We start from the raw sequence: 24,833 nt of genomic DNA, 5'->3' as shown, positions 1-24,833 counted from the left end.
GTAAAGATGAGTTCATTATCAAATTTAGCGCTTCAAAAGTTTAAAAAGAACTTTTGGGGCGTTTTTAGTTTGTGCATTATTGGCAGTATTGGATTGATTTCCATTTTTGCCTATCTATTTGCACCAGATGCTTCAAAAAATGCGAACCAGATGCACTTGGCCATTCATTCTAAATCACCAGGTTTTGAAGTTCAAATGTTGACCATCCCTTCAGGAATTGAATCGAAGCAAAACGTCTTTTCAAAATTATTCTTCGGAAAAGATAATACAGATACTGAAATTCCAATTCAATCTTTTGAGGTTAAAAATGAGGTTTTACATTACGTGGAATATGCTTCTGATGGATTAGAAGGTCTTGAAAAACAAATCGAATTATCAAGATTCCCGAATTCAAATTATAAAGATTACATAGATAATAGAAGCTTCGTTTTCGGAACAGATAAATACGGAAGGGATTATTTAAGCCGAATTTTAATCGGCTCGCGCATCTCGTTTTTTATTGGTTTTGTGGCTGTTTTTATTTCATTGATTGTTGGTCTTTTAATGGGAAGTTTAGCGGGTTATTATGGAGGCAAGATAGATGCATTTATCATGTGGGTTATCAATATCACATGGTCCATTCCTACATTATTATTGGTTATTGCCATAACCTTGGCTTTAGGAAAAGGCTTTTGGCAAGTGTTTATTGCTGTAGGTTTAACCATGTGGGTAGAAGTGGCAAGAGTGGTGCGCGGACAAATTATTAGTGCCAAGGAAATGCAATATGTAACTGCAGCTAGAGCATTGGGATTTAACGATTATCGGATTATCACAAAACATATTTTACCTAATATTTTTGGCCCTTTAATAGTCATATCTGCCGCGAATTTTGCGGCTGCCATTTTAATAGAAAGCGGACTCAGTTTTTTAGGGATTGGCGCACAACCACCAATGGCAAGTTGGGGCGCGATGATAAAAGACCACTACAATTATATTATTCTTGGGAAACCGTATCTAGCCCTAATTCCAGGAATTTGTATTATGTTACTGGTTATGGCTTTTATGTTAGTTGGGAATGCGTTGCGTGATGCATTGGATGTGAAGTCTTAATTAATTGACTGTCATTTCAATTTTTAATTAGTTTTCGATTTCAACTTCTCAATCTCATCATTTGTAGCTTGTATGAAGCCTAAAACTTCTTCTTGCCCAATGCCTTTAGAAGATGAGGTCACGAAATAAGGAGGTAACTCTTCCCAAGTTTTTAGTAACACTTCACAGTAGGCTTCCACATGGCGTTCAATGGCCTTAGGTTTCAATTTGTCGGCTTTGGTAAAAATAATCGCAAACGGAATGCCACTTTCGCCCAAATACTGCATAAACTCTAAATCTATAGGTTGCGGTTTGTGTCTAATATCTACAAGCACAAAAGCCGAAAGTAATTGCTGGCGTTGTTCAAAATAATTGGTAATAAATTTCTGGAATTTCTTTTTAGAAGATTTTGAAACACGCGCATAGCCATATCCAGGCAAATCTACCAAGTACCAATTGTCATTTATGATAAAATGATTGATTAACTGCGTTTTCCCAGGCCGTCCAGAGGTTTTAGCTAAACTTTTTCTGTCGGTAAGCATGTTGATCAATGATGATTTCCCAACATTACTTCGTCCAATAAAAGCATATTCAGGTAAATTATCCTTAGGACATTTTGCCACTTCAGAATTACTAACTACAAATTCGGCTGATTTTATTTTTCCCATTTTTAGTTCCCACGAATGAGGGAATCTCGTTTAAGTTCAACTTAGTTTTACATGAAGCCAATGCGACAAATAAAACGACATCAAGTTAAAATGCTAGAAGCGCGTTTTAACCAGTTTTACTTTGTGACTCTGCGGCTTTGCGAGTTTTTTTCTTAAAACCCACGCTTATCAAGCCACTCACTCAAAATCTCATTAAATTCATCAGGATGTTCCATCATTGCGGCATGACCGCATTTGTCAATCCAATGCAATTCAGAATCTGGTAATAAATCATGAAATTCTTCTGCAACTTCAGGAGGCGTCACGGTGTCATTTTTTCCCCAAATAATACAAATCGGTGTGTTCATTTTAGGTAAATCCTTAGCCATATTGTGTCTTATGGCACTTTTGGCAATCGCTAAAGTTTTTACAAGTTTATTACGGTCGTTAACGGTTTCGTAAACTTCATCTACAATTTCTTTGGTCGCCACTTTAGGGTCGTAAAAGACATCCTGAGCTTTCTTTTTTATAACCTCATAATCGCCACGTTTGGTATAACCGCCACCCATCGCGCTTTCATAAAGTCCAGAGCTACCCGTAATAATAAGTGCTTTAACTTTTTTAGGATTAAGTTTTGTGTAATACAAGCCAATGTGTCCACCAAGGGAGTTGCCTAAGATAATCACCTCGTCTAGTCCTTTAAACTCAATGAAATCTTTTAGGTATTTAGCGAAACTTTTGACATTAGTTTTCAATAAGGACATCGTGTAAATAGGCAATTCAGGAATAATAACTTTGTAGCCTTTTGCGCCAAAATGTTTAGTTACGGCATCAAAATTACTCAATCCGCCCATCAAGCCATGCAACACAATTATTGGTGTGCCTTCGCCTTCTTCAATATATCTAAATTCCTTTTCTTTTTTTAAAAGGTGTGCCATGTGCAAGTTAGTGCTAGTGTGTTAAAAACAAATATAACCAAATCCTTTAGAATATAAATAATATGGAAAAAATATCGATTTATTTATACAAAGCATTTTGAAGTTTGTGATGTTAACTATTCCCACTTACAGACCCTTCGATTAAATGTTGAATTCATTGATGTAGAAATACTTCTTACACATTTTAATCAAAAACTTATCAACAAATGTGGTAAAATGTGGTAAAATGTGGTGTTTTTTTCAATATATTTGAATCTTAATCGTTGAAGTGGTAATTAAAACAGATTGAATTCATTTATAGGAACATACGAATGTAAAGCGGATGCCAAAGGAAGGCTAATGATACCTGCCGTGCTTAAAAAGCAGTTGTCATCGGCTTTACAAGATGGTTTTGTTTTGAAGCGTGCTGTTTTTCAACCGTGTTTAGAGTTGTATCCTATGTCTGAATGGAACAAAATGATGGAGAAGATTAACAAACTCAATCGTTTTAAGAAAAAGAACAATGATTTTATCAGACGCTTTACGGCTGGAGTTAAAATGGTTGAAGTAGACAGTACTGGACGATTATTGATTCCGAAGGATTTAATCAGCTTTTCAGGTATAAGCAAACAAGTGGTTTTGGCTTCTGCAGTGAATATTCTTGAAATCTGGGATAAGGATAAATACGAACGAGCTATTGATGATGCGGCTTCAGATTTTGCGGATTTGGCCGAAGAGGTAATGGGACAAGAGGAGGAAGACAATGGATTATCATAATGCAGTTTTACTGAAGGAAACGGTTGATGGTTTAGCAATTAAACCAAATGGTGTTTATGTCGATGTCACTTTTGGAGGCGGCGGACACAGTCGTGAAATTTTATCGCGATTAGGACCAAACGGGAAATTATACGCTTTTGACCAAGACAAAGACGCATTGGCAAATTCTATTGATGATGAGCGATTTGTACTCATCAATGAGAATTTCAGGTTTGTAAAACGATTCTTAAGGTTTTATGGCGTGAAAGAAGTGGATGGTGTTTTGGCGGATTTCGGAGTATCATCGCATCAGTTCGACGTTGCGGAACGTGGTTTTTCCACGCGTTTTGAAGCCGATTTAGATATGCGAATGGACCAAGATAGTAAGCTATCGGCTTTTGAAGTGGTTAATAAGTATGACGAAGAGCAGCTTAGAGCGGTTCTATTTCAATATGGTGAATTAAGACAAGCACCAGCAATGGCAAGAGTAATTGTTGATGCACGAAAGGATGGCGAAATAAAAACGAGCGAACAATTGAAAGCAGTTTTAAAGAAATTCTTGAATCATCAAAAAGAGAATAAGGTGTTGGCACAAATATATCAAGCCATCCGGATTGAGGTCAATCAAGAAATTGAAGTTTTAAAAGAATTACTACTTCAAATGCCTGAAATCCTTAAAGAAGACGGTCGCTTAAGTTTCATCTCATACCATTCATTAGAAGATAGATTGGTAAAACGCTTCATTCGAAATGGTTTATTTGAAGGTGAGCCAGTACGGGATGTATTCGGAAACTTTGAAGTGCCTTTAAAAAAAGTCGGAGGATTAATAGTGCCTTCAAAAGAAGAAATAAAAGCTAATAACAGAGCTCGAAGTGCAAAACTAAGGGTTGCTGAAAAAATATAATTGAAAATGGAGACTGAATTTAGTCTTTAGGTGAAGTAAATGGTGGCTAGCGTTGGTCGCTGAGCGAAGTCGATGTGAGTCGAAGCCACGTCGAACAAAAAAATAGATTCCTGCTTTCACAGGAAGTAAGATGAAAAATAATATATACCACATATTAAGAGGCAAGTTTCTAATCAGCGATGATTCGTTCAAAAATTGGCGCATCATCATTTTGATTTCGGTTTTGGCGATCATCATGATAGCGAGTTCGCACAAAGCAGATCAAAAAGTCTATGAAATCGCAAAACTGACGAATGAAGTAAAGGAATTGCGTTCTGCATTTGTGGATAAAAGAGGGCAGCTGATGCAACTGAAAAAAGAGTCTTTTGTCGAAGCAGAAATGAAAGAAAAAGGAATTGGGATTTCCTTAAACCCACCAACAAAAATAATAGTAAAAACACAGCAACAAGATCAGTAGGCTTTGGCAATAACAGAGAAGAACATATTAAAAAGATTATACTTCGTGGCAGGCAGCTTGTTTGTGTTTGCCATCGCTGTGGTGTTTAAGCTGGTTGATATTCAGTTTGTTCAAGGCGATGCATACCGAGCTCTTGCGGAAAAAAGTACTACACGGGATTTTCCTATTCCTGCAAATCGCGGTAATGTGTACTCGGCTGATGGTAGTTTGTTGGCGACTTCGATTCCTAAATATGATATTAGAATAGACGCCATCCAAGCGAAGGAAGCCACTTTCGAAAAATATATTAATGCGCTAGCGGATTCACTTCATGTCTATAAAGGAAAGCCGGTTTCTTATTACAAAAATGTGATTCGAAAAGCCAGAAAAAACAAAAACAGATATTTTCTATTAGCACGAAATATTAGCTATTCCGACTATATCCGAATGCGCAATTTCCCTTTGCTCAATCTTGGCGCTATTAAAGGCGGTCTAATAGTAGAACAAACCACACGGCGTGAGCATCCAATGGGAGGCATTGCAGAACGAACAATTGGATATGAGCGGCAAGATGAAGATGGAAATTATACAAGGCCAGGCATTGATGGTGCATTTGGCGTTAAATATTTACAAGGCAAAAATGGCAAGCGTCGTAAACAGAAAATTGGCAATGGTCAATGGAAACCCATAGCAGATTACGACCAGGTAGAACCGAAAGATGGTTACGATGTTTACACGACCATTGAAGTGAATATTCAAGATATAGCACATCATTCATTATTAAGACAATTAGAACTTTACGAAGCTGATCATGGCTGCGTGGTGGTTATGGATGTGAAAACAGGAGAGATAAAAGCCATTTCTAACTTAGGAAGAAACAAAAAAGGCAACTATTATGAACGGTTGAATTACGCTGTTGGCGAAAGTCATGAGCCAGGCTCAACATTTAAGGTAATGGCTATGATGGCAGCTTTGGAAGATAAGGTCATTGATACAGCAACTGTTGTTGATACCAAAAAGGGACGAAAGAAATTTTATGGTCGGTACATTACTGATTCTGGTAATGGTTATGGCGAAATCTCAGCGGCAAGAGCTTTAGAGGTGTCTTCAAATATTGGTATGGCAACTATTATTGACGATCATTATGCTAAACAGCCTGAAAAATTCTTAAACCGTTTGAGTTCATGGCGACTCGATAAACCTTTGGGTGTTGCTATTATTGGCGAAGGAAAACCAGATATTCCGAAGCCTGGTGCTTCCAATTGGAGTAGAAATGCTTTGCCGTCCATGGCTTATGGCTACAATCTGGAAATGACACCATTACAGACCTTGGCGTTTTACAATGCCATTGCAAATGATGGCGAATTGATAAAACCACGTTTTCTTAAATCCGTAAAGTCATTCGACAAGAATATTGAAGTGTTTGAAAAAGAAGTGCTTGTTGAAAAATTATGCTCTAACAAAACCTTAGCCGAAATTCAAGATATATTAAAGAACGTCGTTATTCGTGGTACTGGAGAGCGCATGTATTCTGAAACCTTTTCTATGTCTGGTAAAACAGGCACAGCAAGAACGGATTATGCTGACCTTGAAAAATGGTATAAAGATAAAAAGTATGTGTCGTCCTTCGCTGGTTATTTTCCTGCTGATAATCCGAAATATTCTTGCATCGTCGTTATCCATGAACCTAGTACAAAAGTTGGCTACTACGGAGCTGATGTTTCTGGTCCAGTTTTCAAAAGAATTGCACAAAAAATATATACTGATACACCAATTATCGATGCGATTAAAACACTCGATTTTCAAAATAAGTTAGTTGAAGAAGATTTCGAAAGCTATTTCGAAAATGCCCGAAAATACAAGGAATTAATGCCAAGTGTAGTTGGCATGCCAGCAATGGATGCGATTGCGTTGTTAGAAAACTTACAAGTTGATGTTAAGGTCAAATTAACAGGAAGTGGTATCATAAAAAAACAATCTGTAGAAAAACATCAAAAATTACAAACTAATCAAACCATCATTTTAGAAGCATCATGATGGTATTGAAAGACATATTATATAAGGTTACAATAAATGCAGTCGTTGGTAGCACTAGCATTACTGTGGGTAAAGTTGAATTCGATTCGCGCCAAATCAAAACCAATGATGTTTTTGTTGCTATTTCCGGAACGCTTACAGATGGTCATAAATTTATAGAAAAAGCCATAAATGATGGCGCAACTGCGATTATCTGCGAAATACTTCCTGAAAATCTTCAGGATAATATCACGTATATAGAAGTGGCGAATTCTAATCAGGCATTGGCTTTTATGGCCAATAATTTCTATGGTCAGCCGTCTGAAAATTTAAAACTAGTTGGCGTTACGGGAACAAACGGTAAGACAACGGTTTCCAGTTTGTTATATCAGTTATTCAAAAAAGCAGGTTATAAAGTCGGACTCTTATCTACCGTAAAAATAATGGTAGATAATACCACTTACAAAGCCACACATACCACACCAGATTCGTTAACCATCAATAAATATTTACAAATGATGAATGATGAAGGTGTCGAGTTTTGCTTTATGGAAGTGAGTTCACACGGCATTCATCAAAGTAGAACAGAAGGTTTAAGGTTTGAAGGCGGTATTTTCACCAATCTATCTCATGACCATTTAGATTATCACGCCACATTCGCAGAATACAGGGATGTTAAGAAAAAGTTCTTTGACCAGTTGCCAAAAGACGCGTTTGCATTATCTAACATTGATGATAAAAATGGTTTGGTTATGTTTCAAAATACTCAAGCCAAGAAATATACTTACGCTCTAAAAAACTATGCCGATTATAGAGCTCAGATTTTAGAAAATGAATTCAGCGGTTTGTTATTAAAGTTGAATGACAATGAATTGTGGACACGATTAATAGGGAGTTTTAATGCTTACAATATTCTTGCTATTTACGGAACAGCCGAGATATTAGGTTTGGACAATGTTGAAATTTTAAGACTCATTAGTGAGCTTGAAAATGTAGCGGGACGCTTTCAGTATTTTATTTCGGAAGAAAAAATCACAGCGATTGTTGATTATGCACATACACCAGACGCCTTAAAAAATGTCTTGGAAACCATAAACGATATCCGAACGAAAAACGAAGAACTTATTACGGTTGTGGGTTGTGGCGGAAACAGAGACAAAACGAAACGACCAAAAATGGCACATATCGCTTCAGCATTAAGTACAAAGGTGATTTTAACAAGCGACAATCCAAGAAACGAAGTGCCTGAAACCATTATCGAAGACATGGAAAAAGGAGTGGAGCCTCAAAATTTCAAAAAAACATTGTCCATAACCGATAGAAAGCAAGCTATTAAAACCGCTTGTCAAATGGCTGGGCCGAAGGATATTATTCTAATTGCAGGAAAAGGACACGAAAATTACCAAGAAATTAAAGGCGAACGCTTTGATTTTGATGATTATAAAATCGTTCAAGAATATTTAAAACAATTGCAGAAGTAGAGCTTGAAATACAAAACAAGTCAATCTGTTGGTTTAAAGAAAAAACTAATAACAACCAAGAATGCTGTATTACCTATTCGAATATCTAGAAGCACAGTTCCAATTACCTGGAGCATCACTTTTTGGGTTTATAACCTTTAGAGCAGCTATGGCAATTATATTGTCGTTGTTAATTTCTACAATATACGGGAAACGCATTATTCGGTTTTTACAAAAACAGCAAGTTGGCGAAACCATTCGTGATTTAGGATTGGAAGGACAGGTTGAAAAAGCAGGGACACCAACAATGGGTGGAATCATCATTATTCTAGCGACATTGATTCCTGTGTTGTTGTTAGCAAAGCTTGAGAATATTTATATCATCCTATTGATTGTCACTACGCTTTGGATGGGAACTATTGGATTTATTGATGATTACATTAAAAAATTCAAAAATGATAAAGAAGGTTTAAAAGGACGATTTAAAGTTTTGGGTCAAGTTGGATTAGGCATTATCGTAGGAGCGACTTTGTTTTTCCATAATGATGTGACTATAAAAGAAAAATTACCAGTTCAGGAACAACGACAATTGTTGGCAGAAAATCCCGATTTACCAGCAGCCAAATTATTTGACATCGAAGAAAAATCAACAAAAACAACAATCCCTTTTGTAAAGGATAATGAGTTTGATTATTCAGATTTAATCACATGGATAAGTCCAGACTTAGAGAAATACGCATGGCTAGTATTTATTCTAGTTAGTATCATCATCATCACGGCAGTTTCAAATGGTGCCAATCTCACGGATGGAATCGATGGACTTGCGGCAGGAACATCAGCCATAATTGTATTGACCTTAGGAATTTTTGCTTGGGTGTCAGGGAACATAGTTTTCTCGGAGTACTTAGATATTATGTATATCCCAAGAGTTGAAGAGATTACTATTTATATCGCTGCATTCGTAGGTGCATTAATTGGTTTTCTGTGGTACAATACCTATCCAGCGCAAGTATTTATGGGAGATACTGGAAGTTTAACTATTGGTGGAATTATCGCTGTAATCGCTATTGCAGTGAGAAAAGAATGGTTGATTCCTGTGTTATGTGGCATTTTCCTAGCCGAAAATTTATCAGTGATAATGCAAGTCAGCTATTTCAAGTACACCAGAAAAAAGTTTGGTGAAGGTCGACGTATTTTCAAAATGTCGCCTTTACATCATCACTATCAAAAATCAGGCTATCACGAAAGTAAGATTGTAACCCGCTTTTGGATTATTGGAATTTTATTGGCAATAATTTCAATTGTCACCTTAAAAATTAGATAAGTATTGTAATCCTGCATGGTTTCAAAAACCTTGTAGGTCTTTGAGATAATGAATAAAAAAAATAAAATCCAGCAGAGTGAGAAGTCCTTCCCTTCTGGGGAGGGATTTAGGAAGGGGCTGCTTTTAGTAATTCTTGGTGGAGGCGAAAGCGGAGTAGGAACAGCATTACTCGGAAAAGCAAAAGGATTCAAAGTTTTTGTATCAGATAAAGGTAAGATTAAGCAAAAATATAAAGACGTTCTTTTAAATAATGAGATTGAATTTGAAGATGAACAGCATACAGAATCAAAAATTCTGAATGCAGACATCGTCATGAAGAGTCCTGGTATTCCAGAAAAAGTAGCATTGGTAAAACGCATCCGAGAAGCAGGAATCAAAGTTGTTTCTGAAATCGAATTTGCTTCAAAATTTACAGATGCCACATTAGTAGCGATAACAGGAAGCAATGGTAAAACCACAACAGCAACGTTGACGCATCATTTGATAAAGCAAGAATTAGATGTGGGATTGGCAGGAAATATTGGAGATAGTTTTGCAAAGCAAATTCTGGAGAAAAACCATGAGAATTATGTGTTGGAAATTAGCAGTTTTCAATTGGACGATATAATCGATTTTAAACCAAAAATAGCTGTTTTAACCAATATCACGCCAGACCATTTGGATCGGTACGATTATAAGTTTGAAAACTATATCGCTTCAAAATTTAGAGTAGTCGAGAATCAAACAAAAGACGATTATTTCATATATGATGCCGATGATGAGGTCATTTCAGAGTATATGAAAACGCATCAAATTCAATCCAAAAAATTACCTTTTTCATTAACAAAAGTTATTGAGCAAGGCGCCTATTTAGACGACAATAAGATAATAATAACAATAGATAACAATCAAATCATTATGCCAACAAATAATTTAGCATTAGAAGGAAAACACAACGTGAAAAACGCAATGGCAGCTTCTACTGTTGCGCATTTACTGAAAATCAGAAAGCAAACCATTCGTGAAAGTTTAGAAAATTTTCAAGGCGTGGAGCATCGTTTAGAGCACGTATTAAAAATTAATAAAGTGCAATACATCAACGACTCAAAAGCGACGAATGTAAACGCTACTTATTTCGCATTGGAAAGTATGGACGCACCAACGGTTTGGATAGTTGGAGGTGTAGACAAAGGCAATGAATATAAAGAGTTGTTTCCATTTGTAAACGAAAAAGTAAAAGCCATCATCTGTTTGGGTGTAGATAATGCAAAGTTGATGGAATCATTCGGAAAAATGGTAGATGTGATTATTGAGACACAATATATGAGCGAAGCGGTAAAAATCGCCTACAAATTGGCCAAAGCAGGAGATAACGTCTTGTTATCGCCAGCTTGTGCGAGTTTCGATTTATTCGAAAATTATGAAGATAGAGGACGTCAGTTTAAGAATGCTGTACGTAATTTATAAAAAAATAAAATATGAATTAGGGACTCATCTATAAAAGGTTAAGCATGCAGAATTTATTCAAGCAAATAAAAGGAGATAAAGCCATTTGGGCCATAGTTGCGCTTTTGGCTATATTCTCATTTATGCCTGTTTATAGTGCGGCGAGTAATTTGGCTAATAGTGGGCACACCAATACGTTTTCCTTGTTAGTTAAGCATTTTATGCACTTGCTTTTAGGCTTTATCATTATGTTTGGAATTCATAAAGTACCTTATAAATATTTTCGTGGATTGTCCATGATTATGATTCCAATAGTGTTTGTTTTATTACTGGTTACAATGCTTCAAGGTACTACAATTGATGGCGCCAATGCCAGCCGTTGGATTCAAATTCCTATTGTAAATATGTCATTTCAAACATCAACGTTGGCAGCAGTTGTTTTAATGGTTTATGTGGCGAGGTATTTATCTAAAATCAAGGATAAAGAAATCAAGTTTAAAGAAACAATTTTACCACTTTGGACACCAGTTTTCTTAATTCTGATTCTCATTCTGCCTGCCAATTTCTCAACAACGGCCATCATATTTACCATGATTATGATGTTGGCATTTATAGGTGGTTATCCTCTGAAGTATCTGGGATTAATGTTATTGTCTGGATTTGCAGCATTAGCACTATTTGTATTGGTAGCAAAAGCATTTCCAGAAGCCATGCCAAATAGAGTCGATACTTGGATGAGTAGAATCGAAAATTTTGCCAATGGAGAAGATACGGAAGCCGATTATCAAATTGAAAAAGCAAAAATCGCCATTGCTACAGGAATTACACCTTTGGGACCGGGAAAAAGCGTACAAAAGAACTTTTTACCGCAGTCATCTTCCGATTTTATTTTCGCCATTATTATTGAAGAATACGGTTTGTATGGTGGTTTATTTATTTTGGTTTTATATATGTGGTTATTGTTTAGAATTGTGATTGTGAGTCATAAGTCAGATACAGTATTTGGAAAATTATTGGTTTTAGCCGTTGGCTTGCCAATCGTGTTTCAAGCCTTAATAAACATGGCAGTTGCGGTTGAATTATTTCCGGTTACAGGGCAAACCTTACCATTAATCAGTAGTGGAGGAACATCCATTTGGATGACCTGTTTAGCGATAGGAATTATTCTAAGCGTAAGCGCAAAACGCGAAGAATTAAAAGAACAAGAAGAATCAAATGACAATCCTTTAGCTATTTTAAGTGAGACGATTTGAGTTTTTATTTGTACTACTAAAGTTAGTTGAATGGATTGTCCCCTTGAGGGGACTTTAGGGGTGTTTTTAATGAATAGTGAATTTTAAAAGTTGAAGCAAAATAAGACATATCGATTTATCCTTTCAGGAGGAGGTACAGGAGGACATATTTATCCTGCAGTTGCTATTGCAGACGAATTAAAATCTCGCTACCCAAGTGCCGAATTCCTATTCGTTGGTGCTTCAGACCGAATGGAAATGGATAAAGTGCCACAAGCGGGTTACAAAATCGAAGGTTTATGGATTTCCGGGATTCAACGAAAACTAACATTGAAGAATTTAGCATTCCCTTTTAAGTTAATGAGCAGTTTATTGCGTTCAAGAAAAATTGTAAACACATTTAAGCCTGATGCTGTGATTGGAACTGGTGGTTTTGCAAGTGGGCCATTATTACAAGTGGCATCTTCAAAAGGAATTCCGAGCTTAATTCAAGAACAGAATTCGTTTCCAGGAATTACAAATAAATTGTTGGCAAAAAAGGTAAATACCATTTGCGTAGCCTATGAAGGTTTGGAAAAATACTTTCCAAAAGATAAAATCAGATTAACAGGAAACCCTATTCGAAAGGATTTATTAGAAGTAAAAGATAAGCTTATAGAAGGGAAGGACGCGTTCAAATTAAAACACAATAAACAGACACTTTTAGTTTTAGGGGGAAGTTTAGGCGCAAGACGAATCAACCAATTAATAGAAGTAAATATTGAGTTTTTTGAAGCTCAAGATATTCAAGTGCTCTGGCAATGTGGAAAATTGTATTATGACCAGTACAAGTCATACAATGATTCAAAAAACATCCAAGTCCACGCGTTTTTAAACCAAATGGATTTGGCTTATGCAGCGGCTGACGTTATTATTTCTAGAGCAGGAGCCATTTCTGTTTCAGAATTATGCATCGTTGGGAAACCAGTAATTTTCATTCCGTCGCCAAATGTAGCTGAAGACCATCAAACCAAAAATGCAAAATCGGTTGCAGATAAAAATGCAGCTATTTTAATACGGGAAAAAGATTTGGATACTGATTTTCAAAATGAATTTTCAGAATTAATTACAAACGAAGACAAACAAAAAGAATTAAGTAAAAATATTAAAGCCTTGGCATTGGTTAATGCAACAAATGCTATTGTGGATGAGGTTGAGAAATTGTTAAAATAAAAGCCCATCTTCATCTTCCCAGAGGGAAGAAACTGAGACGAAAACAGAAATGAATAGTTATAACGAATATATTAGCAACCGTGAAAAGGCCCTTCCTTCTGGGAAGGGTTTGGGATGGGCTTCTTCCATCTATTTCATCGGCATTGGCGGCATAGGAATGAGTGCTCTAGCACGTTATTTTATCGCCAATGGTAAAGAGGTGGCTGGTTATGACAAAACACCAACTGGAATTACAAAGTCCTTAGAAGATTTAGGAATCGCCATTCATTTTGAGGATGATATTAAAAAGGTTTCAAATGAATTTCTGAACCCTGAAAACACATTGATTATATATACACCAGCAATTCCTAAAAATCACGATGAATTCAACTATTTTAAGGAGAACAATTTCAAAATTTTAAAACGCTCTACTGTTTTAGGCGAAATTACAAAGCAAACCGTTTGTTTGGCAGTTGCTGGTACACATGGAAAAACAACAACGACCAGTATTTTAGGCCATCTATTGAATGTTTGTGACGTACCTGTGACAGCATTTTTAGGTGGGATAAGTGAGAATTATAATTCTAATTTAATAATAAACGGCACCGAAGTTACGGTGGTTGAAGCTGACGAATTTGATCGTTCGTTTTTAACCTTGTCACCAGATTTGGCATGCATTACATCAATGGATGCTGACCATTTGGATATTTACGGAAATGCCGATGAATTGATTAAAACCTTCAAGGATTTTTTAGAACGTATAAAACCAAACGGGAAATTATTTGTAAAAAACGGTTTGCCATTAAAAGGCATTACCTATGGAATTGAAGATGAGTCTGATTATAGTGCCCAAAATATAAGTATTGAAAATGGCAGTTATGTGTTTGATATAAACACACCGAATGGTATCTATAAAAATTTCAAATTCAGTTTGCCAGGAAGGCATAATCTATCAAATGCAATAGTTGCATTGGCAATGGCTGCAGAATATGGATGTTCTTTTGATGAATTAGCTAGAGGCTTAGAATCTTACAAAGGCGTAAAACGCAGATTTACCTATCAAATTAAAACCGAAGATTTTGTGTTTATAGATGATTACGCGCATCATCCGGAAGAAATCAATGCCGTACATCAAGCGGTTAGGGAAATGTATCCTAATAAAAAAGTGTTAGCGATTTTTCAGCCACACCTATTCAGTCGAACTAAGGATTTTAGTGATGGATTTGCAGAAAGTCTTTCAAAATTCGATGAAATATTGCTTTTAGATATTTATCCAGCAAGAGAAATACCCATTGAAGGTGTGACTTCAAAATGGTTATTAAATAAAATTCAAAATTCAAATAAAAAATTAATTCAAAAATCAGAAATAATTGATGAAATCAGAAAATCCAAGGCTCAAATCATTTTGACCATTGGAGCAGGAGATATTGGAGCAGAAGTGAAATATATCAAAGAAGCGTTCCATGTTTAAGACTAATTATAACTTCATAAAAATCATTGGGTTAATTCTAGTAATTGGTTTTTTGTTTGCGTTTTCAAATCAAAGAAACAAAAACAGAATCGTTGGCGAACCTCATATAAAATTCTTAGGCGAAAACGAATTATTCATTACAGATGCGAATGTTAGTAAATTGTTAATACAAAATCTCGAACCTGTTTCAGAACAGCCTAAAGAAATTATAGATTTGAACAAATTAGAATCTGCCCTGAATTCTAACCCAATGATAAAAGAAGCGGAAGTGTATATGTCAGTAAACGGTACGCTTTCAGCTGAAATTGAACAGAAACGACCTATTGCAAGAGTGAACACTAATGCATCGTATTATATAGATGACGAAGGTGGCTATATGCCTTTGTCCTATAATTATGCGGCAAGAGTGCCACTTGTTACTGGAAATATTGAGAAAAATAAGCTCGAAACGGTCTTTCAATTTGCAAAAGCTGTGGATGAAGATGATTTCTTAAAGAAATATGTCATTGAGATTCGTCAGAACGACGACAATACCATTGATTTTAAAATTCGAAAAAGTGATTTTACGGTCCATGTTGGATCTTTAAATCAACTCGAAAAAAAGATAAATAATTTTAAGGCGTTTTACCAAAAGGCTTTAAAAGACCAAATTTTAGATAACTATGCATTAGTGAATTTAAAATTTGACAAACAAGTTATTTGCACCAAAAAGTAAACCATGGACAAACAAAATATTTCGGTAGGTCTAGATATAGGAACCACAAAAATTGTGGCCATGATTGGTCGCAAGAACGAGTACGATAAAGTTGAGATTTTAGGTTTGGGAAAGGCTAAAAGCATGGGTGTGCATCGTGGTGTGGTTAACAACATTACCCAAACTATTCAGTCCATTCAACAAGCGGTTCAGGAAGCAGAAGCTGCTGCATCAGAAAAAATTGAAGATGTAACCGTTGGTATCGCAGGTCAGCATATTCGAAGTTTACAGCATAGCGATTATATCACGCGCCCAAATTCGGATATGGTCATTGATGAGGAGGATATTGACCGTTTAATCAATCAAGTGCATAAATTGGTCATGTTGCCTGGTGAAGAAATTATTCACGTTTTACCTCAGGAATTTAAGATTGATGGTCAAGCTGAAATCAAAGAGCCGATAGGGATGTATGGTGGACGATTGGAAGCTAATTTTCATGTGGTTGTTGGCCAAGTATCATCAATCCGAAATGTTGGCCGTTGTATAAAAAGTGCAGGATTAACGCTTGAAGGTATTACGTTGGAGCCTTTAGCTTCAGCAAATGCAGTACTGAGTCAAGAGGAGAAAGAAGCTGGTGTGGCGTTGATTGATATAGGAGGTGGAACGACGGATTTGGCGGTTTTTAAAGATGGAATTATTCGACATACTGCAGTCATTCCTTTCGGTGGAAATGTAATTACCGAAGATATAAAAGAAGGTTGTTCCATTATTGAAAAGCAAGCCGAACTTTTAAAAGTGAAATTTGGTTCGGCATGGCCAGGCGAAAACAAGGATAACGAAATTGTGTCTATTCCAGGATTAAGAGGAAGGGAACCAAAAGAAATTACATTGAAGAATTTGTCTAAAATTATTCACGCAAGGGTTGTGGAAATTATAGAACAAGTTTATGTTGAAATAAAAAATTACGGTCACGAAGAGCAAAAGAAGAAACTGATTGGTGGAATTGTTTTAACAGGCGGAGGAAGCCAATTGAAACATTTGAAGCAATTAGTAGAATATATTACGGGAATGGATACCAGAATAGGATATCCTAATGAGCATTTAGCAGGAGATAGTGATGAAGATATTGCAAGTCCATTGTTTGCCACAGCAGTTGGTTTGGTGATGGACGGCTTAAAACGCCAAGAACGAAAAAAGGCAGAAGCGATTGAAGAGGAAATGATTATTCAGAATGAAGCCGAGGAATTGTCAGAGCCAGAAATAGAAGAAAGAGTAGAAGAGAAAGTAAAAGAGCGTCGTTCATTTTTAGATAAGTTAACGGAGCGTGTAAAGGATTTTTTGGATAATGCCGAATAAAGCAATTATCCAAACCATAATTAAAATAGAATTGAAAACCCATAATCATAATTATCATGAGTAATAGCAACGAATTTGGAAATATTTCATTTGATTTGCCAAAGCATCAATCGAACGTCATCAAGGTTATTGGTGTCGGTGGAGGTGGAAGCAACGCCATCAATCACATGTTTCAGCAAGGTATAAAAGGCGTTGATTTTGTCATTTGTAACACTGATTCACAAGCGCTTCAAAGTAGTGGAGTTCCAAATAAAATTCAATTAGGTGTTGCCTTGACTGAAGGTTTGGGAGCTGGTGCTAATCCAGATGTTGGAGAAGAAGCAGCGATTGAAAGTTTAGAAGACATTCGCAGAATGTTGGACACCAATACAAAAATGATATTTATCACAGCAGGAATGGGCGGCGGAACAGGAACTGGAGCTGCACCAATCATTGCGAAAATGGCGAAAGAACTCGATATTCTTACCGTCGGAATTGTAACGATGCCATTTCAGTTTGAAGGTAAAATGCGTAATGCTCAAGCCCAACGAGGTATCGAAAAATTGCGTTCGCATGTAGACTCTCTGGTGGTGATAAACAACAATAAATTACGTGAAGTTTACGGAAACCTTGGTTTTAAAGCCGGTTTCTCTAAAGCAGACGAAGTATTATCTACCGCATCTCGAGGAATTGCAGAAGTCATCACACATCACTACACACAGAATATTGATTTACGTGATGCTAAAACCGTATTGAGCAATAGTGGAACCGCGATTATGGGTTCAGCAACAGCTTCGGGCCAGACAAGAGCGCAAGAGGCTATTATGAGTGCATTGGATTCGCCATTACTTAACGATAATAAAATCACAGGAGCTAAAAACGTATTGTTGCTCATCGTTTCCGGTTCCCAAGAAATTACTATTGATGAAATCGGGGAAATCAACGACCACATTCAAAACGAAGCAGGTCATGGTGCAAACATCATTATGGGTGTTGGCGAAGATGACGATTTACAAGAATCGATTTCAGTAACTATTATCGCTACAGGATTTGATATGGATCAGCAGAATGAAATTTCCAACACTGAAACCAAAAAAGTGGTTCATGCCTTGGAAGAAGCTCCTGAAACAGGAATCAGTACGCAAGAAAAAGATCCAGCCATCATTACGCCAGATATCGTTTTAGAGAAAGAAAAGGAAGTGCCAATTGTTCGTCATACATTGCTTGAGGATGAGGACGAAGAGGGAAAAATTAAAGCTAAAGCTGAAGAGCATAAAGGCACAGATTTAATCGCGACTACAGACTTCTTAAAGAACATGAACGTTGTTTATGATGAAGTATTAGATAAAAAACATGAACCTTTAGTTGAGCCAGAAGATTTTGTGATTACACCCATTGTAAATAAAGCGGAGACAATTGAAGAAACACCAGAAGAACAAATTACGTTCTCATTCGATTTACCCTTAGCTAACAAAAAAACTGAACAAGAGGAAGCACCAAAAGCTGAAGAAGAAAAAATGTTCTTTAGTTTAGAGGAAGAGGTAAAAGACATAGATGTCAATCAGCCTGTTGAGATTATTGCAGTAACAGAAGTCAATGAGAAAGGCGAAAAACGCTATGCCTTAGATGATTTTGAAACCTTTGAATCGTCTATTAATACTAAAAAGGAAAAAACAGAAACAAAAGAAGAAATTGTTTTTGAAAAGAAAACGATTCCTACAGACGAAACTGTTGAAGCTCCTGAAGAGATTGACCCAATGAACAGTCCAATCTCTGAGATGCTTATCGCTCGTGCCGATGAGCGCAGAAGAAAAATGAAAGATTTCAATTATAAATTCAATGATGCCAAAGTAAACGAAATCGAAAAAGTACCTGCTTACAAAAGACAAGGTGTTAACCTGGAAGATGCGCAGCATTCTTCTGAAACCAAAGCTTCTAGAATGTCTGTCGGAACAGATGAAAATGACGACATTCAGTTAAGAAGTAATAATTCTTTTTTACACGATAATGTAGATTAATAGCAAGTTTAACTATTGTGTTTAAACACTAATGTCGAGCCCAAAAAGTTTCCCAGCTTTTTGGGTTTTTGTATATAAGGGTCTTATTTTTGTTGTAATTTCAAATGATAAATGGTACAAATCTTATGTGTCGAGAGCGAAACTTTTCACTATCTTCGCACTTCATAAATAGAATCAAATTATGAGCTTACAAGTCGAAATAATGACTGCTATGAAAGCAGCAATGAAAGACAAAGACCAAACAGCCTTAGCGGCTTTAAGAGCTGTAAAATCAGAAATTTTATTAGCGCAAACCTCAGGTACACAAGAGGGTTTGTCCGAAGATGAAGAAATAAAAATATTATCCAAGTTGGTAAAACAACGTAAGGATAGTGCTGCTATTTTTTCGGAACAAAACCGAAACGATTTGGCTGAGCCAGAATTGGCACAAGCAGAAGTTATCAGTCAGTTTTTACCTGAGCAATTGTCTGAGGAAAAGATTTCCGTCGAAGTCATGAAAGTTATCGCTGCAGTTAGAGCTGAGGGTATGAAGGACATGGGAAAGGTTATGGGTATTGTGAGTAAAAAATTAGCAGGTCAAGCAGATGGAAAAACAATTTCTAATATTGTTAAAGCTAAATTGTCATAAATTAAATATAATTAAGATTCCTGCTTACGCAGGAACTATGGCTGCGTAGTTCAACTGGATAGAATATCAGATTTCGGCTCTGAGGGTTGGGGGTTCGAATCCCTTCGCGGTCACGAATAAATCAAAAAGCTGTACGTCAAATCAAGCTCGCTTGAATTTGTAAGTGCAGCTTTTTGATTTTCAAAGCGGAGCTTTAAGGGATCCACAACAATCCTTTAAAGTTTCGTTTATATATAATAAATTATGATAAGCTAGCTTGAGCGTTTTTTTGTTGAAACTATTGTCAAAACGGAGTGTTGAAAGATTCAAAACAATCCTACAGACTACTCTATTTTCCAAGTTTCATTCAAATATTTATTTTCCGTCCTTAGAATTATTCTCAGAAATATTATAATTTAGAACATTAATAAAAATCAAATTAGCTCTTAGAATTCAAAATTTTAAAATAGAGTTTAATGGGGCAAAAATCTTACTCTAAATAAAATAAGCATGTCAAAAAAAGTAAATATAGAAGCAATGATTAACGCAGATTTACAGCAGGTTTGGGATTTCTACACAAATCCAAAACACATAATCAATTGGAATTTTGCGAGCGATGATTGGTGCTGCCCAAAAGCGAGTAACGATTTAAAAGTTGGTGGCAAATACAGCGCAAGAATGGAAGCCAAAGACGGCAGTTTTGGTTTCGATTTTGAAGGTATATATGATGAGGTTGAAGAGAAAAACAAATTAACCTATTCTTTAGAGGATGGCAGACAGTCCACCACGATTTTTGAGAATAAAGCCAATGGAACATTAGTAAAAACTACTTTTGATGCTGAAACCCAAAATTCAATAGACCAACAAAGAGACGGTTGGCAAGCCATTCTTAATAACTTTAAGTCGTATGTAGAAGCTAATTAATAAGTTTGAAAATGGCAGATAAAGCAAAAGCAATAGATGCTTATATTTCAAGATTTCCTGCGGACAAACAAGAGATTTTAAAAAACGTCAGAGACGTCATTCGTAAAGCTGCACCAAATGCTGAAGAAATCATCAACTATGATATTCCCACGTTTGTTCTCCATGGAAATCTGGTACATTTTGGTGGCTTTAAAAAGCATTTGGGATTTTATCCCACACCTTCAGGAATTTCCGAATTTACCAATGAACTTTCAGAATATATAACCGCCAAAGGGTCTGTAAAATTTCTCTATACCAAACCCATTCCTTACGAACTAATTGGAAAGATAACTCAGTTTAGAGTTAAGGAACAGCTGGAAGAATAAAATAATCTTCATTTACTTTTTTTCTTTCGGCTTTTATCCCAATAAACATAAATACCAAAAGCCACAAGACATACAATCGATCCCCAAAGTAAACTAGATTTTAAACTGTCCGTGTTTTCGCCAACAATGGCAATAAAAATTGTTAGTGGTAAAATTCCAATGAGTGTAGCTCCAATAAATCGCCAATAACCCATTTTAAGCATGCCACCAACAAAGCTGATGGCATCATTGGACAAAAATGGATTTAATCGGGTTACAATGACTGCCCAAAATCCATAGTTATCGATAAAGGCTTCAATTTTGTCCTCTGTTTTTTGTCCCAATAATTTAAGGACAATATTTTTCCCAAAATAGTTACCAATAAAATAGCCCACAGTTGAGGCGGAAAATACAGCGGCCAATACAATAAGACTACCCCAAATGGGACCATAGGCCAAAATGGAAACAACCATAAGCAATACCGTTGGTATAATTATCAGAAACATCTGTACAATCATCGCCAAGATTAGCACCACAGGACCAAACCATCCAAAACCATTGACCCAAGTTGTGATGCGTTGTTCATCATCGCTAGTTAAAACGTCCCAAGCATTATTCATAAACTCTTTAACATCCGAAACCAAAAAATAGCTTACAATAAGACCTGCTATTATAATTAATGAAACATATAAAGGCCACTTGTTTTTTGAAATGTTTTCATCGTTTTTAGCCATTTCTCAATTGTACTTCTAAGATATTTGCACTTTCATCCGTCGCTTCGTTAGAAATAAATAAACGTCCATCCTTGCTAAAAGTTATACCTTCTGGTTGTGCAAATTTGCGCTTGTCTAACTCAAATACTTTTAAAATTTCGCCTTTACTATTTAATATTAAAAGTTTGGGATCCTTACCATCTATAACATAAATATCCTTCGTTTTAGGATGTATGGCGATATCCGAAGGATTAAACGTCTTTTCAATTTTTTTATGCTGAAATTTCTCCAAAACTTTTGCTTTCAAATCAATATTTACAATGGATTTCTCATCCATTTTTTTTGTACTCAATGGTATTTGATAGATACTTTTTAAATGTTTGTCGCCTAAATCTTCATCTTTAGTTGCCGTAAGTAATCGGTTGTTTTGTTTATCAAAAACCAGACTTTCTATATTGTTCTTTTGTTTGAAAGGGGTTTTAAATTCTGAAACTTCTAAACTATCCGATTCGTAATTTTTAATCTCATAAATAAGTCCGTCACTTTTTATGACATAAGCATCCTTGCCGTTGATGGCAATACCCTCATAATCTCCAGAATTTGCGAATTCGATTTTATTAATTACTTCATTTTGTTCAACATTATAGATATAAATAAAACCATTTTCATCCTGTACACATGCAAATACATTATTACTAAGCCATGTAATCCCACTGACTTCGTTTAAAACTTCGGGTAGAAGATAGGTATTCTGAATAGTGTAAAATTTTGAAAATTTGGCATCGAGTCGATTACTTTTTTTAACAAGTGCATTCGTCACAGGTATTTGCAGAGCCAATAATACTATACCACAAATAACGGTTAATATTGCTATGCTGTTGGATTTTGTAATTTTCATAAGTCTTTTGGACATAAACGTAATTTAATAAATTCAAACCAAAAAGCGATTCAACACCTATAGATATTGAGATTAAATTAACATTTTAGGTGTTTTGGATGGTAACAAATTCTTCTATGTATATGTATGCTATACATTAAATTTATACGTCAATTTCAGCATTTTTTCACTTAGGCTGAATAGCCAGTATAATTGTTCGCTAATCAAATGAGCTTCTTTATGGGTACGTTCACTCTCTGTCTGTAAAATTCCGTCATTATTTATAAAATTGGCTGGAAACGTAAATGGTTCTGATTTGAATGTTGAACTATTTGTCGGGCCTTCAAAATTCATATGCTTTAAATGCACGCAAACTTTATCGAGATTGTCATTTATTCTATCTGAAATTAACTTGAAATCTTCAGATGCTTCCGTTGTCCTATGGTTTTGAATATAAGTGCTCAACGAGGCCAAAGACGCTAAAAAACTATGGTTTATAACTACGAGTTCGTAAATGTCATCAATATGATTTTGTTTCGATTCTGGTTCTTGCGCCATACGCTGAAATGCCGAACTTAAATTAGAGGTCTGCAAAAAGGCTTCTTTTCGATTTACCTTTAAGCTTGTCGGTATGTTTCCTTTTGTTTTGTAATAGGTGCTTATAGATTTGAAGAATGCCGTATTTGCCTTTAAACTATCCTTAATATTATCACCAATTTCCATAAAAGACCAAGCTGGCAAAAGCCATCGCATAGCCAGAAATGAAATTGTCGCACCAATCATAGTATCCAAAACCCTAAATTGTATCACTTTTAGAACATCGGGTTGCAAAATGGCATAAATAAAAATGACACTCAGCGTTATAAACGTTGCCGAGGCTTTGTAATTTTTTTGAACCATGGAAAATGCTATCACCAAAGAAAGCACGCCTAATGCACCATAAACATAAGGATTACTGATTAAAAACACCAGGCCTGATGCTAATGCAGCACCAATAAGTGTCCCAATTATACGATCTTTAGAACGTGTTTTTGTAAGGCCATAACTTGGTCGCATGATTACTATTATGGTAAGTATTATCCAATACGGATTCTGAAAATCGAAAAACAGACCTATGCCATAACCAAGCATTACCGCCACAGCTAAACGTAAGGAATGCTTAAAGATAGTAGATCTAAAACTGAGATTTCTCAGTAATAACTTTGGATTATAATCTTGTGAAACTATAAAACGTTTCAATTTTTCATTTTTAATGAAATCGTCAGAGGTCAATTCAGGATTGCCCAATAACCATTTAATTTTCTTTAATTTTTCAAATTGCTTTTTCTGATAGTCCAAAAAATTCTGAAGCATTAAATAATACTCATAATCTTCAGCATGATTCTCATTTTTGAGTTTTAAGATATCAGTTTCAAGCGTTTTAAAAGCTTCTGAAAGCATGCTGTTAGATGGAAACTGTTTCGACTTGCTCATGTTTTGGGCAATAGCACGTAATTGACGGGAAAATTCAGAAATCAACTTTTGGAAGTCCGTTTTAAACTCAGGATGGACTTCAAAAAACGTATCCATTTTAGTATAGTTTACTGGATTTGCAATCGCAGTTTCCAATAATTCAACCAATTGAATAAAGACCAATAAACGTCTGCTATGGTAATTGGATTTACCAGAGCTCTTTCGAGATGAAATTAATATTTCGCGGAGCGTTTCGTGATGTTCCGTTAATTCGCTCTGCAAGGTCATAAGTTGCGTCTGTAAACTTTCCCTATTGGGTTGTTCGCCAATGAGCTGCCTTCTGGTATCTAAAAAATCAGCGGTGAGAAAAAAGGTTTCGTTTAAGGTTTCTTTGGTTTGCGCTTTTGGATTGATATAAAACCACAAAGATGAGAGTACTAAATACCATAAACCACCAGTACCGATTAATAAGGCATATTGATAAACCTCTAGGTTTTCTAAAGTATGTGCAAAGCTTAGCACCAAAGCCAACAATCCTGAAAAACTAATTAAAGAAGCTCTAAAACCGTAAATGGAAATAAAGGCTATACAAAACGTCAAAACACCTAAAATAGGAAAGAGTAGGTAGTTTGAAATGTCAAGATATCCAGCAATAAAACTAATAACGACCACTAAAAGTGCAGAAAACAGAATCCCAATTTGTTTGTGTTTTAAGCTGCCGCTAACATCGCTTGGTGAGCACCAAAAGGCGCCAAAACATAGCGCCAGACCTATTTCTAAGCGGTTATTTGCTATTCCCAATATAATTGGCGTAGTCACTGCAACACCGATTAAAACAGCCTTTGAAAAGCTGGTGCTTTTAAAGAATTCAAATAATTCTTTGACGTGTCTGGATATAAAATTTAAAATGGGATTTTAGGTTTGTATTTCCGTACAAAGATACGATTTGAAAAGCATTGCCTACTTTATTAAGTTAACATATATCAGTTGGAAAATGATTTATATTTATTAGGAAACCATAA

Annotated in this window: 22 protein-coding genes and 1 tRNA gene; 18 read left to right on the top strand and 5 right to left on the bottom strand. The window is 35.8% G+C overall.

Annotated elements, in window-relative coordinates; genetic code table 11:
• The first annotated feature begins 6 nt into the window (after positions 1–6).
• Positions 7–1,089 carry an ABC transporter permease gene (locus HM990_RS16135; RefSeq protein ID WP_229719288.1) on the top strand — a complete coding sequence of 361 codons (1,083 nt, stop codon included), beginning with the start codon at positions 7–9 and terminating at the stop codon, positions 1,087–1,089.
• A 23-nt stretch (positions 1,090–1,112) separates the two neighbouring features.
• Here the strand turns inward: HM990_RS16135 and yihA are convergent, their stop codons facing one another.
• Both yihA and HM990_RS16125 read right to left on the bottom strand, forming a co-directional pair.
• Positions 1,113–1,736, bottom strand: a complete 624-nt coding sequence (yihA, locus tag HM990_RS16130; protein ID WP_178990364.1) for a ribosome biogenesis GTP-binding protein YihA/YsxC — start codon at positions 1,734–1,736, stop codon at positions 1,113–1,115.
• A gap of 152 nt (positions 1,737–1,888) precedes the next feature.
• Positions 1,889–2,653 (bottom strand): alpha/beta fold hydrolase, encoded by a 765-nt coding sequence (locus tag HM990_RS16125; RefSeq protein WP_178990362.1) that lies wholly within the window; start codon positions 2,651–2,653, stop codon positions 1,889–1,891.
• Positions 2,654–2,938: 285 nt separating this feature from the next.
• Between HM990_RS16125 and mraZ the strand changes: the two genes are divergently transcribed.
• From mraZ to HM990_RS16040, 17 genes are all read left to right on the top strand, one after another.
• Positions 2,939–3,409 carry a division/cell wall cluster transcriptional repressor MraZ gene (gene mraZ / locus HM990_RS16120; RefSeq protein ID WP_178990360.1) on the top strand — a complete coding sequence of 157 codons (471 nt, stop codon included), beginning with the start codon at positions 2,939–2,941 and terminating at the stop codon, positions 3,407–3,409.
• Entirely contained in the window at positions 3,396–4,292 is an 897-nt protein-coding gene (gene rsmH, locus HM990_RS16115) for a 16S rRNA (cytosine(1402)-N(4))-methyltransferase RsmH (protein WP_178990357.1), read from the top strand. The genes mraZ and rsmH overlap by 14 nt, the downstream gene beginning before the upstream one ends.
• A 130-nt stretch (positions 4,293–4,422) precedes the next feature.
• The gene (locus HM990_RS16110; RefSeq protein WP_178990354.1) at positions 4,423–4,749 is read left to right on the top strand and encodes an FtsL-like putative cell division protein; all 327 of its coding nucleotides are present in this window, start codon (positions 4,423–4,425) and stop codon (positions 4,747–4,749) included.
• Positions 4,750–4,752: 3 nt separating this feature from the next.
• Positions 4,753–6,765 (top strand): penicillin-binding protein, encoded by a 2,013-nt coding sequence (locus HM990_RS16105; RefSeq protein ID WP_178990352.1) that lies wholly within the window; start codon positions 4,753–4,755, stop codon positions 6,763–6,765.
• Positions 6,762–8,225, top strand: a complete 1,464-nt coding sequence (locus HM990_RS16100) for a UDP-N-acetylmuramoyl-L-alanyl-D-glutamate--2,6-diaminopimelate ligase (protein WP_178990350.1) — start codon at positions 6,762–6,764, stop codon at positions 8,223–8,225. The genes HM990_RS16105 and HM990_RS16100 overlap by 4 nt, the downstream gene beginning before the upstream one ends.
• Before the next feature lie 61 nt (positions 8,226–8,286).
• A complete protein-coding gene (mraY, locus tag HM990_RS16095; RefSeq protein WP_178990348.1) occupies positions 8,287–9,528 on the top strand; it encodes a phospho-N-acetylmuramoyl-pentapeptide-transferase in 1,242 nt (413 codons plus the stop codon).
• A gap of 48 nt (positions 9,529–9,576) precedes the next feature.
• Entirely contained in the window at positions 9,577–10,974 is a 1,398-nt protein-coding gene (gene murD / locus HM990_RS16090) for a UDP-N-acetylmuramoyl-L-alanine--D-glutamate ligase (RefSeq protein ID WP_178990346.1), read from the top strand.
• Positions 10,975–11,018: 44 nt separating this feature from the next.
• Positions 11,019–12,206: an FtsW/RodA/SpoVE family cell cycle protein gene (locus tag HM990_RS16085; RefSeq protein ID WP_178990344.1), complete on the top strand. Its 1,188-nt coding sequence runs from the start codon at positions 11,019–11,021 to the stop codon at positions 12,204–12,206.
• Positions 12,207–12,296: 90 nt separating this feature from the next.
• Positions 12,297–13,397, top strand: coding sequence for an undecaprenyldiphospho-muramoylpentapeptide beta-N-acetylglucosaminyltransferase (gene murG / locus HM990_RS16080; protein ID WP_178990341.1), 1,101 nt, complete (start codon positions 12,297–12,299; stop codon positions 13,395–13,397).
• A gap of 157 nt (positions 13,398–13,554) precedes the next feature.
• The gene (gene murC, locus HM990_RS16075; RefSeq protein WP_229719443.1) at positions 13,555–14,847 is read left to right on the top strand and encodes a UDP-N-acetylmuramate--L-alanine ligase; all 1,293 of its coding nucleotides are present in this window, start codon (positions 13,555–13,557) and stop codon (positions 14,845–14,847) included.
• On the top strand, positions 14,840–15,562 hold the full coding sequence (locus HM990_RS16070) for a cell division protein FtsQ/DivIB (RefSeq protein WP_178990337.1): 723 nt from the start codon (positions 14,840–14,842) through the stop codon (positions 15,560–15,562). The genes murC and HM990_RS16070 overlap by 8 nt, the downstream gene beginning before the upstream one ends.
• Positions 15,563–15,565: 3 nt before the next feature.
• The gene (ftsA, locus tag HM990_RS16065; protein ID WP_178990335.1) at positions 15,566–16,897 is read left to right on the top strand and encodes a cell division protein FtsA; all 1,332 of its coding nucleotides are present in this window, start codon (positions 15,566–15,568) and stop codon (positions 16,895–16,897) included.
• A gap of 56 nt (positions 16,898–16,953) precedes the next feature.
• On the top strand, positions 16,954–18,894 hold the full coding sequence (gene ftsZ / locus HM990_RS16060) for a cell division protein FtsZ (protein WP_178990333.1): 1,941 nt from the start codon (positions 16,954–16,956) through the stop codon (positions 18,892–18,894).
• Between the two features lie 181 nt (positions 18,895–19,075).
• A complete protein-coding gene (locus tag HM990_RS16055; RefSeq protein ID WP_178990331.1) occupies positions 19,076–19,522 on the top strand; it encodes a GatB/YqeY domain-containing protein in 447 nt (148 codons plus the stop codon).
• 39 nt (positions 19,523–19,561) lie between these two features.
• Positions 19,562–19,635, top strand: a tRNA-Arg gene (locus tag HM990_RS16050).
• Positions 19,636–20,011: 376 nt separating this feature from the next.
• Positions 20,012–20,425 carry an SRPBCC family protein gene (locus HM990_RS16045; protein WP_178990329.1) on the top strand — a complete coding sequence of 138 codons (414 nt, stop codon included), beginning with the start codon at positions 20,012–20,014 and terminating at the stop codon, positions 20,423–20,425.
• Positions 20,426–20,436: 11 nt separating this feature from the next.
• Entirely contained in the window at positions 20,437–20,790 is a 354-nt protein-coding gene (locus HM990_RS16040) for an iron chaperone (protein ID WP_178990327.1), read from the top strand.
• An 8-nt stretch (positions 20,791–20,798) separates the two neighbouring features.
• Here the strand turns inward: HM990_RS16040 and HM990_RS16035 are convergent, their stop codons facing one another.
• From HM990_RS16035 to HM990_RS16025, 3 genes are all read right to left on the bottom strand, one after another.
• Complete coding sequence (locus HM990_RS16035; protein ID WP_178990325.1) at positions 20,799–21,503, bottom strand: TVP38/TMEM64 family protein; 705 nt, start codon at positions 21,501–21,503, stop codon at positions 20,799–20,801.
• Positions 21,496–22,395, bottom strand: coding sequence for an SdiA-regulated domain-containing protein (locus HM990_RS16030; RefSeq protein WP_178990322.1), 900 nt, complete (start codon positions 22,393–22,395; stop codon positions 21,496–21,498). Before HM990_RS16030 ends, HM990_RS16035 begins: the two co-directional genes overlap by 8 nt.
• A gap of 114 nt (positions 22,396–22,509) precedes the next feature.
• Positions 22,510–24,630 (bottom strand): FUSC family protein, encoded by a 2,121-nt coding sequence (locus HM990_RS16025; protein ID WP_229719287.1) that lies wholly within the window; start codon positions 24,628–24,630, stop codon positions 22,510–22,512.
• Positions 24,631–24,833 lie beyond the last annotated feature (203 nt).

The organism is Winogradskyella schleiferi (genome assembly GCF_013394655.1).
Taxonomy (GTDB): Bacteria; Bacteroidota; Bacteroidia; order Flavobacteriales; family Flavobacteriaceae; genus Winogradskyella; species Winogradskyella schleiferi.
This window is presented reverse-complemented; position numbering and strand designations above follow the sequence as displayed.

Coding starts and splice junctions, on each gene's coding strand:
- HM990_RS16040 (WP_178990327.1), top strand. CDS start 20,437: ATGGCAGATAAAGCAAAAGCAATAGATGCTTATATTTCAAGATTTCCT.
- HM990_RS16100 (WP_178990350.1), top strand. CDS start 6,762: ATGATGGTATTGAAAGACATATTATATAAGGTTACAATAAATGCAGTC.
- murC (WP_229719443.1), top strand. CDS start 13,555: ATGAGTGCTCTAGCACGTTATTTTATCGCCAATGGTAAAGAGGTGGCT.
- murD (WP_178990346.1), top strand. CDS start 9,577: ATGAATAAAAAAAATAAAATCCAGCAGAGTGAGAAGTCCTTCCCTTCT.
- mraY (WP_178990348.1), top strand. CDS start 8,287: ATGCTGTATTACCTATTCGAATATCTAGAAGCACAGTTCCAATTACCT.
- HM990_RS16035 (WP_178990325.1), bottom strand. CDS start 21,503: ATGGCTAAAAACGATGAAAACATTTCAAAAAACAAGTGGCCTTTATAT.
- HM990_RS16085 (WP_178990344.1), top strand. CDS start 11,019: ATGCAGAATTTATTCAAGCAAATAAAAGGAGATAAAGCCATTTGGGCC.
- HM990_RS16070 (WP_178990337.1), top strand. CDS start 14,840: ATGTTTAAGACTAATTATAACTTCATAAAAATCATTGGGTTAATTCTA.
- HM990_RS16030 (WP_178990322.1), bottom strand. CDS start 22,395: ATGTCCAAAAGACTTATGAAAATTACAAAATCCAACAGCATAGCAATA.
- HM990_RS16125 (WP_178990362.1), bottom strand. CDS start 2,653: ATGGCACACCTTTTAAAAAAAGAAAAGGAATTTAGATATATTGAAGAA.
- HM990_RS16045 (WP_178990329.1), top strand. CDS start 20,012: ATGTCAAAAAAAGTAAATATAGAAGCAATGATTAACGCAGATTTACAG.
- rsmH (WP_178990357.1), top strand. CDS start 3,396: ATGGATTATCATAATGCAGTTTTACTGAAGGAAACGGTTGATGGTTTA.
- HM990_RS16135 (WP_229719288.1), top strand. CDS start 7: ATGAGTTCATTATCAAATTTAGCGCTTCAAAAGTTTAAAAAGAACTTT.
- HM990_RS16055 (WP_178990331.1), top strand. CDS start 19,076: ATGAGCTTACAAGTCGAAATAATGACTGCTATGAAAGCAGCAATGAAA.
- yihA (WP_178990364.1), bottom strand. CDS start 1,736: ATGGGAAAAATAAAATCAGCCGAATTTGTAGTTAGTAATTCTGAAGTG.
- ftsZ (WP_178990333.1), top strand. CDS start 16,954: ATGAGTAATAGCAACGAATTTGGAAATATTTCATTTGATTTGCCAAAG.
- ftsA (WP_178990335.1), top strand. CDS start 15,566: ATGGACAAACAAAATATTTCGGTAGGTCTAGATATAGGAACCACAAAA.
- HM990_RS16110 (WP_178990354.1), top strand. CDS start 4,423: ATGAAAAATAATATATACCACATATTAAGAGGCAAGTTTCTAATCAGC.